The sequence below is a fragment of the Citrobacter sp. genome (assembly GCF_050252275.1).
In the GTDB taxonomy this organism is placed as follows: Bacteria; Pseudomonadota; Gammaproteobacteria; order Enterobacterales; family Enterobacteriaceae; genus Citrobacter_A; species Citrobacter_A amalonaticus.
In genome coordinates, this window is record NZ_JBFWLF010000128.1 from 1 (window position 1) to 12,052 (window position 12,052).

The 12,052-nt window shown below is 56.1% G+C and carries 11 protein-coding genes; 1 reads left to right on the plus strand and 10 read right to left on the minus strand.

The annotated features are described in order from the left end of the window. On the minus strand, nt 1-286 hold a 286-nt coding region (gene trpR / locus AB7E14_RS12440; RefSeq protein WP_428169563.1), incomplete at its 3' end, for a trp operon repressor. A 57-nt stretch (nt 287-343) separates the two neighbouring features. Continuing rightward, nucleotides 344-2,281, minus strand: a complete 1,938-nt coding sequence (gene sltY / locus AB7E14_RS12445; RefSeq protein WP_316962848.1) for a murein transglycosylase — start codon at nt 2,279-2,281, stop codon at nt 344-346. Between the two features lie 338 nt (nt 2,282-2,619). On the opposite strand from sltY, the gene ettA reads away from it, so the two are divergent. Next, a complete protein-coding gene (gene ettA, locus AB7E14_RS12450) occupies nt 2,620-4,287 on the plus strand; it encodes an energy-dependent translational throttle protein EttA (protein WP_058587598.1) in 1,668 nt (555 codons plus the stop codon). A gap of 88 nt (nt 4,288-4,375) precedes the next feature. On the opposite strand, the gene AB7E14_RS12455 is transcribed toward ettA, so the two are convergent. The 8 genes from AB7E14_RS12455 to AB7E14_RS12490 all read right to left on the minus strand — a co-directional run. Beyond that, entirely contained in the window at nt 4,376-5,119 is a 744-nt protein-coding gene (locus tag AB7E14_RS12455) for an oxidative stress defense protein (protein WP_316962849.1), read from the minus strand. 115 nt (nt 5,120-5,234) lie between these two features. Next, nucleotides 5,235-5,870 carry an arginine exporter ArgO gene (gene argO / locus AB7E14_RS12460; RefSeq protein ID WP_316962850.1) on the minus strand — a complete coding sequence of 212 codons (636 nt, stop codon included), beginning with the start codon at nt 5,868-5,870 and terminating at the stop codon, nt 5,235-5,237. Between the two features lie 144 nt (nt 5,871-6,014). After that, a complete protein-coding gene (locus tag AB7E14_RS12465; protein ID WP_042998033.1) occupies nt 6,015-6,875 on the minus strand; it encodes a small-conductance mechanosensitive channel MscS in 861 nt (286 codons plus the stop codon). Nucleotides 6,876-6,999: 124 nt separating this feature from the next. Further along, nucleotides 7,000-7,935 carry an HTH-type transcriptional activator AllS gene (allS, locus tag AB7E14_RS12470; protein WP_042998034.1) on the minus strand — a complete coding sequence of 312 codons (936 nt, stop codon included), beginning with the start codon at nt 7,933-7,935 and terminating at the stop codon, nt 7,000-7,002. Continuing rightward, a complete protein-coding gene (locus AB7E14_RS12475; protein ID WP_058587597.1) occupies nt 7,892-8,719 on the minus strand; it encodes a DUF2877 domain-containing protein in 828 nt (275 codons plus the stop codon). The genes allS and AB7E14_RS12475 overlap by 44 nt, the downstream gene beginning before the upstream one ends. 100 nt (nt 8,720-8,819) lie before the next feature. Next, the gene (locus tag AB7E14_RS12480) at nt 8,820-10,082 is read right to left on the minus strand and encodes a DUF1116 domain-containing protein (protein WP_046401617.1); all 1,263 of its coding nucleotides are present in this window, start codon (nt 10,080-10,082) and stop codon (nt 8,820-8,822) included. A gap of 15 nt (nt 10,083-10,097) precedes the next feature. Further along, nucleotides 10,098-11,759, minus strand: coding sequence for an acyl-CoA synthetase FdrA (locus tag AB7E14_RS12485; RefSeq protein WP_316962851.1), 1,662 nt, complete (start codon nt 11,757-11,759; stop codon nt 10,098-10,100). Between the two features lie 12 nt (nt 11,760-11,771). Then, the coding region (locus AB7E14_RS12490; RefSeq protein WP_428169564.1) for an MFS transporter at nt 11,772-12,052 on the minus strand (281 nt) is incomplete at its 5' end.

The window sequence follows — 12,052 nt, forward strand, 5'->3', positions numbered from 1 at the left end:
GTTCGACGGGCGCCGATTTCAGGCTGTTAGAGCCGCGGGTGATCGTCGCAATCCCCGCGCCCAGCTCGTTTTTAAGCTCGCGCTGGCTCATTTCGCCACGTAATAACTCTTCGATAATGCGTACACGCGTCCCCAGCGCTTCGCGCTCATCCGGGGTCAGCATCAGTTGCAACAGCGGTAAGTGCAGATCCTCTGCATAAGACTGGCGGAGCAACTCCACAAAACGAAGCCACTCCTGATTACGTTGTTCGGCCATCGCCGATGAATAAGGGGAATGCTGGGTCATGTTATGCCGCCCTGTTGTACTCATACACGAGTACAAATCATAACATAACCCACCGGATTAATAACGTCTCTGCCACTCAGAATCGCTCATCAGGGTGTCTTTCTGCCCCATGAAATAGCGATAGTAAGCGTCGTAGGCCAGCACGTTCTTCACATAGCCACGCGTTTCCGAGAAGGGAATACTCTCGACAAACGCCACGGCGTCGATCCGTCCCGCGCTGTTGCCAAGCCAGGTGCGCACGCGCCCTGGTCCGGCATTGTAAGCTGCTGACGAGAAGATCCGATTATTGCCAAACTGCTGATAGACGTACTGCAGGTAGCTGGTGCCGATATTGATATTGGTTTCCGGATCCAGTAACTGATTCTGACTGCTGTAACCCGGAATAGAGAACATCTTCACCGTGTGCGTCGCGGTGCCTGGCATAATCTGCATCAGCCCGCTGGCGCCGACCGGCGATTTCACCTTCGGATTCCAGGCGCTCTCCTGACGCGCGATCGCCATCGCATAGCTTTGCGGAATATCTTTGCCACGGGTATAGCGGGTAAAGAGATCCTGATACGCCAGCGGGAAGCGCTCCTCCAGATGATCCCAGAGTTTACCGGCGATCGTCGCCTGCACGCTCAGATCCCACCACTGATTGTTGAATGCATAACGCGCCAGCTGCGCCTGCTCCGTCTTCGTCCGGCTGGTGACCAGGTTTGCCCATTCGCTGCGGGCGGTGTTATCCATATTCCAGAACATCAGTTCGCGAACGCGGGCCATTTCGGGTCCCTGAGTTAACGCGTTATTCACATTATCGGGCGCTCTATCAATTTTCAGTACGTATTCTTCCCCCAGGCGCTGCGCCGCCGCCATCGGGTAGAAACCGCGCTGCTGCATCAGCGCATGCAGGATCTCTTTTGCTTCCGCTTCCCTTCCTCGTTCCAGCAGCAAATCGGCCTGCCAGTAGCGCCATTCGTCCTTCTCTTTCGCTTCCATCGGCAGACGCGCCAGCCAGGTATTCAGGCCACGGCGATCGCCGGTCCCGAGCGCCATGCGCACCCGACGCTCCACCAGCGTGGTGGACTGCGAGCGCATAATCGCGTCGTCTCGCCATTTCGCCTGCTCGTCGGTAACGTCGTTGCCCATTAATCGCCAGGCGACGATATCGCGCAGCTCCTGGGTTTGATCCTCATTCAACTGCTGCGCCTGTACCAGTGACGGAATCATCAGACGCGCGTTTTCCGCATCCTGACGAGCGACGCTGGCAAAGGCTACAGCGGCCATCTGACGAGTGAAATCGGTCGCGCCGGTGGTGCGCGCAAAGGTCATGACGCTGTTCGGGTTGTTCGCCAGTGAGATAATCGCTGACGCGATAGTCTGGTACTCCACCGGCATCTGCCCGGCCAGTACCGTCACCAGTCCAGTGTTGCCCGCTTTCATCGCCAGGCGAATGCGCTCCAGGTAAGAGAGCGGATCCTGGGTGCCAGATGCACGCCAGACGCTGAACAGTTTGTCACAGGCATTAGGTTGGCTTTTACCGGTCAACCACAGCTCTTTCGCCCCCTGCCAGGCTTCTTCCGTTTGCCCGGTATTCCACTTCGCGTAATAGTAATTGCACTGCGCCTCGGTGGTTCTCGGCTTCTCCGGGCTAAACGCTAATAGCCCGCGCCAGTCTTCACGCCGCGCCAGTTCGTTAACGAAACGCGATTCCAGCGTACGCGCTGGCGGCAGGGTTGGGTTGGCACGGACAAAGTTAGTCACCGTGACGGTCGGCTGATTCATCAGATCATCGGTGATTTGCCGATATTCCAGATAGGGATACAGGGGATAATTCTTCAGGCCCGGCATCATCTGCTCCACGACATCCATCTGGCGGTTATCCCAGGCCTGCTTAATCTGTGCGTAACGGTTACGCTGCTCGTCCAGTGAATCGGCTCGCGCTGCCTGACTTAACGTCAGCAGGCACACACCGGCGGCAATAAGACGCCAGGTAAATCGTTGGGCTTTGTCCACAAGCTCTTCCTCTAAATATGATACGTCGCTGCAGCCTCATGCCGCCTAATGATTTCATGCTAACCAGTCATTGGCATTTACGCCACGTCGCGGACACTTTTTTACTTTTACTGCGAGTGAGATCTGCTGGCTGGGATTGAGAGGGGAAAAAGGCTACACTTCGCCTTTGAAAACAACTATACCCTAAATAATTCGAGTTGCAGGAAGGCGGCAAGGGAGTGAATCCCCCAGGAGCTTACATAAGTAAGTGACTGGGGTGAACGAGTGCAGCCAACGCACAATGCAGCTTGAAGTATGACGGGTATATTCATCACGATAAATACAGAGGCGAGTCCAACGTGGCCCAATTCGTTTATACCATGCATCGTGTCGGCAAAGTCGTTCCGCCGAAACGTCATATTCTTAAAAACATCTCGCTGAGCTTCTTCCCTGGCGCAAAAATCGGCGTACTGGGCCTTAACGGTGCCGGTAAGTCCACCCTGCTGCGCATCATGGCGGGCATTGATACAGATATTGAAGGCGAAGCCCGCCCGCAGCCTGGCATCAAAATTGGTTACCTGCCGCAGGAACCTCAGCTTAATCCTGAACACACCGTACGCGAGTCTGTTGAAGAAGCAGTAGCGGAAGTGGTCAACGCACTGAAAGGTCTGGATGAGGTTTATGCGAAATACGCAGAGCCAGATGCCGACTTCGATAAACTGGCCGCGCAACAGGGCAAGTTCGAAGAGATCATTCAGGCGCACGACGGTCATAACCTGAACGTGCAACTGGAGCGTGCGGCCGACGCCCTGCGTCTGCCAGACTGGGACGCCAAAATCGCGACCCTCTCCGGGGGTGAACGTCGCCGTGTCGCACTATGCCGTCTGCTGTTAGAAAAACCTGACATGCTGCTGCTTGACGAACCGACCAACCACCTGGATGCGGAATCCGTGGCCTGGCTGGAACGCTTCCTGCACGACTTCGAAGGCACCGTGGTGGCGATTACCCACGACCGTTACTTCCTCGACAACGTCGCAGGCTGGATCCTTGAACTTGACCGCGGCGAAGGTATTCCGTGGGAAGGTAACTACTCCTCCTGGCTGGAGCAGAAAGATCAGCGTCTGGCGCAGGAAGCCTCTCAGGAAGCGGCACGCCGTAAATCTATCGAGAAAGAACTGGAGTGGGTTCGTCAGGGCGCGAAAGGCCGTCAGTCTAAGGGTAAAGCCCGTCTGGCACGCTTTGAAGAGCTGAACAGCACGGAATACCAGAAACGTAACGAAACCAACGAACTGTTTATTCCACCAGGACCGCGTCTGGGCGATAAAGTCATTGAAGTCAGCCACCTGCGTAAATCCTACGGCGACCGCGTGCTGATTGACGATCTGAGCTTCTCTGTACCGAAAGGCGCCATCGTCGGCATCATCGGTCCGAACGGCGCGGGTAAATCCACCTTGTTCCGTATGATGTCCGGTCAGGAACAGCCAGACAGCGGCAACATCACGCTGGGTGAAACCGTTAAGCTGGCCTCCGTCGATCAGTTCCGTGACGCCATGGATAACAGCAAAACCGTGTGGGAAGAAGTGTCCGGTGGGCTGGATATCATGAAGATCGGCAACACCGAAATGCCAAGTCGCGCCTATGTTGGCCGCTTTAACTTCAAAGGCACCGACCAGGGCAAACGCGTCGGCGAGCTGTCCGGTGGTGAGCGCGGTCGTCTGCACCTGGCGAAGCTGCTGCAGGTTGGCGGTAACGTTCTGCTGCTTGATGAACCAACCAACGACCTGGATATCGAAACCCTGCGCGCGCTGGAAAACGCCCTGCTGGAGTTCCCGGGTTGCGCAATGGTTATCTCGCACGACCGTTGGTTCCTTGACCGTATCGCCACCCACATTCTGGACTACCAGGATGAAGGGAAAGTGGAGTTCTTCGAAGGTAACTTCACCGAATACGAAGAGTACAAGAAACGCACGCTGGGCGCTGACGCGCTGGAACCAAAGCGTATCAAGTACAAACGTATCGCGAAGTAATCAGCAAAATTGCCGGATGGTGGCGCACATGCCTCATCCGGCTTGTTTTTGTAGGCCGGATAAGCGCAGCGCCATCCAGCCTGGAAGGTTATTGCGCTTTGGCGGTTGCCGCAGGTTGTTGACCCGCCGCAGGTTCCAGCTGGAACACCACATCGACCTGATCATCAAACTGAATCGCCGCCTGCTCGTACGTTTCCTGCACTGACACCGGTGCCGCGTCCGCTTTCATCATCCGCACCATCGGGCTTGGCTGATAGTTCGAGACATGGTAGCGCACGCTGTAAACCGGACCCAGTTTGCTGTTAAAACCGGCCGCCAGTTCCTGCGCCTGGTGAATTGCATCATCAATCGCCGCTTTACGCGCTTTGTCTTTATAAGCATCCGGTTGCGCCACACCCAACGAAACGGAACGAATTTCGTTCAGCCCCGCTTTCAGCGCGCCGTCCAGCAGTGGGTTGAGTTTATCTAACTGACGCAGCGTCACTTCGACAGTACGCACCGCACGATACCCTTTCAGAACGCTTTTGCCGTTCTGATAATCGTAATCCGGTTGGGTGCGCAGGTTCGCCGAGCTAATGTCTTTTTTCGCGATCTGATTTTGCTCAAGGAAAGAAAGGTATTGCGCAACGCGCTCATCAGCCTGTTTCTTCGCCGTCGCAGCGTCTTTCGCCGCAACATTAACCTCGATTGCCAGCGTGGCAATATCAGGTGCAGCATCCACGCTTGCCGTCCCGGAAGTCACGATGTGCGGTCCGTCAGGCAATTCGCCTGCCTGCACCGACATTGCACTGAATCCCACTAATGCCGCCAGGGCCATCACTTTGAACTTCACTGTCGCTCCTCCATGTTACGTGAGTTGCCCCAAATTTCAGGGCGCATGCAGGCAAGCTTAGCGCGAAATAGTGTGTTGTCCATCAGACAACGCTTAGAGCGCAATGGACTGGCTCTTAATTGAACAAGGCGTGAACATGCGCAACGCCTTCTTTTGCCAGTTGAAAAGCGATAAACCACATCACCAGCCCCACCAGCGCATTAATAATCCGCTGCGCTTTAGCCGTGCGCAGTCGCGGCGCGAGCCACGCCGCCAGCAGCGCCAGGCCGAAGAACCACAGAAAGGAGGCACTGACGGTGCCGAGCGCGAACCAGCGTTTGGGTTCGACATCCAGTTGTCCGCCCAGACTGCCCAGCACCACGAATGTATCCAGGTAGACGTGCGGATTCAGCCATGTCACCGCCAGCATGGTGGCGATGATCTTCCAGCGTCCCTGCTTCATCACTTCCGCGCTGGCCAGTTCCAGATTGCTACTCATTGCCGTCTTTAAAGCGCCAAAACCGTACCACAGCAAAAAAGCCACTCCGCCCCAGGTGACCAGCGCCAACAACCACGGCGACTGCATCAGTAATGCGCTACCGCCAAAAATCCCGGCGCAAATCAGCAATAGATCGCTGATGGCGCACAGGAGCGCAATCATGATGTGATACTGACGACGTATCCCCTGATTCATCACAAACGCATTCTGTGGGCCGAGCGGAAGTATCATGGCTGCGCCAAGCGCAAGCCCTTGAAAATAATACGATATCACGGTAATCATCCTGAGTGTTGTCTCTATAGCGCAGACTATAGCGCGGGATGATTATTAGCGGAAATGGATAATATTAATCGTATATTAGGGAAATTAATGAAGAGGGGATTTTGCCGGATGCTGCGATGCGCATCCGGCATAGCATTATTCTGCCGTGACTTCTTTCACGCGTTTGAAATTTACATCCATCTGCGGATACGGGAAGCTAATACCGGCGGCATCAAACTCACGCTTAATCCGTTCCAGCACGTCCCAGTACACGTTTTGCAGATCGCCGCTGTTACTCCAGACGCGCACCACAAAGTTAATCGACGACGCGCCCAACTCATTCAGACGAACCGTCATTTCGCGATCTTTCAGAATGCGATCGTCTGATTCGATAATCCCGGTGAGGATCTGTTTCACCTTATCGATATCAGAGTCGTAAGCGACGCTGATAATAAATTCATTACGGCGTACCGGCTCACGGGAAAAGTTGATGATATTGCCGGCAATGATTTTACCGTTCGGGATGACGACAATTTTACCGTCCACGGTGCGCATGGTGGTGGAGAAAATCTGCACATTCAGCACCGTCCCGGCAACGCCGCCCAGATCCACATACTCACCCGCACGGAACGGACGAAACATGACCAGCAGAACGCCTGCGGCAAGGTTAGACAACGATCCCTGCAACGCCAGACCGACCGCTAAACCGGCGGCACCGAGCACCGCAATCACCGACGCCGTCTGTACCCCTACCCGGCCCAGTGCGGCAATCAGCGTGAAGGCAATAATTCCGTAGCGCACCAGCGCGGAAAGAAAGTCTGCCACGGTAGCATCGATATGCCGCGCCACCATCAGGCGGTTAACCGTATTCGACACCAGACGCGCCACGATCATCCCGACAATCACAATGGCCACTGCCGCCACGATGTTGACGGCATAGCTCAACAGCAATTCCTGGTTGCGGACCAGCCAGCTCCCCGCACCGTTGATGCTGTCGACAACATTCAAATCTTCCATTACATATTCCTTGGTCATCACAAATCAGAGCAATGAGATCAATCTCACGAAAACACCCCGTTAAAGGTAAACAATAATGGGTGAATATGCCATTTTCGTTATGTTTCAATTCTGGATATCACGGCTATTGCCGTTCTGCAGGACGATCCACCATCCGCAAAAATCCCCCCACCAGCCCATGTTTTTGTTTAAAAATTGCGGCAATTTCGCTGACCACTTTTCCACTTCCGGCATTCTTCCAGGCGATAGAAAGCGGTGACGGCTGGCGAGGATTCACCACCGAACGAGCCACCAGTGCGCCGGATTCTACGTAAGGGCGACACAGACGTTCCGGTAAAAAACCGACGCCCAGGCCACTTAAGTGACAGGCCAGCTTGGTGCTGAGATCCGGAACCTTAATCTCCTTTTGTCCGCTCAGCAGCCAGGCCACACGACGGGTGAGCGTGCGCGACGTATCTTCAATATTGATGGCGGGGTAGCGACGCAGCATGTCGTCCGATAATACCGTTGCCGGATGACTGGCCAACGGGTGATTCTGCGCGACCACAAACTGCCAGCTAATGTCCCCCAGTGGCAGCAGTGAAATGTTGTTTGACAACGATTCGGAACCGGTCACGCCAATCGCCAGTTGATAGTCGTCATACAGCAGCGAATCCCACACGCCCATATAGACCTGGCGGGAGATCTGGAAACGGGTGAAGGGAAATTGTTGATGCAACCACGTCAGTAAATCAGCGGTCGTCTGCGGCTGATAGAGCAAATTATTGATAACAATATTAACCTGACGCTCAACGCCCGCATTAATCTGCTGCAACTCATCAGGCATGGCGTCCAGCCAGTTAAGCCACTGGCGACAATGTTCGAGCAGATGCTGTCCCGCCAACGTCAGGCTGACGGAACGCGTGGTTCGTAAAAAGAGCTGCGTACCCACCTGCTCTTCCAGCGTTTTGATGCGGTAACTGATTGCCGCAGGCGTTTTATGCAGTGAGCTGGCCGCACGGGAAAAACTCTCCGTCTCAGCTACCCGAATAAATGTACGTATTGTTTCCTGATCGAGCATGCTTTCCCCTTGAGTCAGCCATCAGCAACCAGCGTTGCGCCAGCGCAATCCCTAACACCATGTCAGCGCCGGAGGTGTGCCCCACTGCGAGCAGACGACGAAGTGCGTGGCCTGCGTCACGCCCGGTTTGCAAGCTGCGCATCACCCCCAACACCGGCGTCGAAAATTCGCCCACTCTGGCACTATTAAGATAGCTACAGCTTACCGACGTTGTCAGCTGCGCAAGTTGATCCGCCGGGGGTAAAAAAAGGTGAACCGGTATCCCGGCTGCAATAAAGACCGCCAGCATTCCCGTAAGCATATCATCACCGCTGGGCGTGAGTCCGGGACCTCGTCCAATCAGCCAGCGCCAGTCTGGCACGGCACCATTCGCCCAACGCTCCAGCCCGGCGACGATCTGCGGGTAACACGCCACGGTATTGAGTGGCTGGTTGAGCGCACCTCCCAGACCGGTTTGCTGAACACAGGAAGACAGATCGAGCAGTGCGATAGCAGAAGGAGTCAGTTGCAGCCTGAGCTGGCGCTGAGGGCGAAGGGTCACCCCCTGCCCGGTCAGCAGATCCCCGGTTTTGCACAAGCGCGAAACCGTCGTCAGGCGGGAGAACTGTGCACGACTCAACAGCACGCCGGTCGGCCCCATGCCTTTACCGTAGCGGTATAACGTCAGTAATTCGCCGTTGGCATGGCTGAAATTGATCGCCTGTGAGAAGCGACTGTGCAGCGTCCATTCACCCTCTGGAAGTCGATAAAGCCCGGCGCAGGCCAGGGCATTGAGAATGAACATAGGTTACTCCGAAATGCCGGATCGCGGCGCCACCTTATCCGGCCCACGAGTGACACCGATCCGTAGGCCCGGTGAGCGTTAGCGCCACCGGGCATTTCTGTTACGCCGTGATGTGATGCTCTTCCGCCAGCGCTTCCAGCGCTTTTTCAAAGCACAGCAGCGGTGCACGTACGGTCCCCGCACCAACCTGGCCGATTCCGGCTTCGCGGTGAGCGATACCGGTGTTGATCAGCGGCGTAATCCCCGTTTCCACGACACGACGGATATCCAGCCCCAGACACGCCCCTTTGAAATCCCAGGACGGGATCTGGAACAAAGGGTTGTTGGCGAGGTAGATTTCCGCCATCTCCTCAGAGGTTTCCAGCGCGGCCCCCATACCGCCCGCACCGACGAAACGCGTCACGCCAGGTGCAGCAATCATGGCTGCGCCACCAATGCCCAGCGTCTCGGTAATGGCGCTATCACCGATATCCGGGTTAGCGTCAGCCTGACTGTAGCCGGTAAAGAACAAGCCCTGCGGCGTATTCACTGGCGCGGTAAACCAACGGTCGCCGGTGCCGCTGACGCGAATCCCGAACTCACGTCCGTTGCGCGTCATTGCGGTCACCACCGAACCGGCTTTAATCACTGCCGCCGCATCCATCACCGCTTTGCTGTAGGCCATCGCCAGATTAAGGAAGAACTGATCGGTCACGCTCAGGAATTGCAGCACCTCAATGATTTCGGCTTTCGGACGATCAAGACCGGCGATCACAGGGGATAGCGTGCGCAGCAGTAACGACGAGGCCGCGATATTACGCTGATGGAATTCGTCCCCCATCGTAATCGCCTGAGCCATCATCGCCGTCAGATCCACGCCGTTCTCCATGCGCGACAAGGCCTCCTGTAACACCGGTGCCAGCGTATCGCGCATCCAGCGCAGACGCGTCTGCACATCCTCACCGTAGGCGCCGAAACGCATGACTTTGCCGATCCCTTCGTTCAGGTTGCAACAGGACTGATTGCCATGCACCACGTCACGTACGACCAGCACTGGCATGTTTGCAGAGGTGATGCCGCCCATCGGGCCGACGGCGCCAACATGGTGGCACGGGATAAATTCCACTTCGCCCTGATTCAGGAGACTGACAGCTTCCTCTTCACTGGCCGCCCACCCCTCAAACAGCGATGCGCCGATACAGGCACCTCGCATGGGTCCCGTCATCGCTTCCCAGGCAATCGGCGGGCCGGCGTGCAGCAATTTACGCCCGGAGGACAATTCAACCACCGCCTCTTTCGCAGGACGGACAGCAACCCAATGTGGGCGGGCGGCTTTGATGCGTTCAATAATGGCGTCGTTGGCCTGTGCAATTGATGAATACATATCGGTACCTCTGAATTAATGTAACTGCTTGAGTAAACTGGCGAGACGCGCATTGCCACCGGCAATCGGCGCCCACTGATAATGCACAACCGGCGTGCCGCTGCTTTGCAGATCCAGCGCGAAGCTGCGCAGTCCGGCATTGATCACCTGTACGCCATCCAGCAAGGGATTAGGTTCAACGGATGGGCGAGAGTCCTGATGATGTGTCAGGCTGATGGCGAGCAACACGGCCTCTTCCAGGGTTTCCACCACGGCGATGCCTGCATCACGCAGGATGTCGGTTTGTCCACTGCGTCCCTGTGGGTCGGCATCGGTTCCGGTGAGGGTGGCGATGGTGACCAGCGGCGCGTTTCGCGTTGCGCGAACCTGCTCGACAGCCTCAACAACGGCGCCCGCCGGATCAGCACAGGCGCCATAGCCCAGCACCACATCCAGCAGCAGCACGCCCACGTCCGGCATCGCTGCCAGCTTTTCGATTTCAATGCTGCGAGTTGTCGGGTCAATCATCGGGTGTGGTCTGCCCAACGTGTAGCTGTCATCTCCCAGATCGACAATGCGATGGCCCTGCGCGTCGAGCATGACGCCAGCAGCGTGGCTTTCACTCACTGGCACACCCAGCCCGGCCGAAAGCAACATCGCCGCTTCAGCCGCGAGCGTTCCGCCGGCATACAGCCCATAAATGCCTTTGCCAGCCACCTCGGGTTGAATCAGGCGCTGCTGAGCCACGCGCATCAGCAACACGCCCAGTTGGGCGGCATCTGAGAGCGAATTCGCCAGCCAGACATTCCCCTCACGGCGTTGTTCCGGCTTATTCCCGAGAAAGAGCGCGACCACCGGTTTACCGACCTTTTGCATCGCATTGATAATGCGGGTTCTGACCTGCGGCGACGGCGGTTTAGAAACAAACGCGATCACCCGCGTGGCATCATCAGCAGCCAGCATCTCCAGCGCCGTTAACGCACTGATGCCTCCCACTTCCGCACTCAGATCGCGTCCCCCCAAACCGATGGCATGGCTGATCCCCTGTTGGTGCAACGCTATCTGAGAGGTGACCTCCTGAATGCCCGTTCCGGACGCCCCGATTACACCAATTCCACCGTCGGGCAACACGTTCGCGAATGCCAGTGGGCTACCGGCAATCATCGCTGTCCCGCAGTCCGGCCCCATCACAATCAGCCCTTTTTCGCGGGCCAACGTTTTCAGCTCAACTTCCTGCTCAAGCGGTACGTTATCGGAAAACATCATCACGTTTTTACCGGCCAACAGCCCCTCTTTCGCTACGGAGGCCGCATACTCCCCGGCAACCGAAACCAGCAGCAGATTAGCCTGCGGTAATTTCTGGCACGCGCTCTCCCAGCGACGCGCCTTCAGCAGTTGCTGTGAACCGCCCGAGGCGCTGGCAATTGCGCTTAACTCTTTTTCCAGCTGTTCGCGGATTAATTCGAGGATCTCCGGTTGCTCGTCATGCGTTCGTACCGCCACACAAATATCGTTCGGTGTGGCCTCGACAAAATCGTCATGCCAGAAGCCCGTAGAATCCAGCATCGCTTTATTCGCTGGCGTTCCCATCATGACGGAAACCTGGTCAACTTCCGGTCGCTCACTTAATTTCCGGGAAATGATCATCAGGCTGACGGAGTCCTGAAAGCTTCCCTTTTTAATAAAGGCGTAAATCATTACCGCTACCTCTTATGTACGTTTTTCTTTCAAAAACAGCATCGCAACCAATCCAATCGCTAACAGAATGGCTGACACATAAAAACTGGATGCCAGGCTGCCCGTAATATCGCGCGCCGCGCCAGCAATAATGGGAGCAAGAATAGAAGAGCTCATGCCGATAAAATTAAATAAGCCAAACGCGGTGCTGTAATTATTTTCATCAACGCTATCGGCAACCAGCGCAACCAGCACGGGATCCAGTGCCAGCTTGCCGACGAGACCGTAAATACACAGGGCGACAATCACGCCAG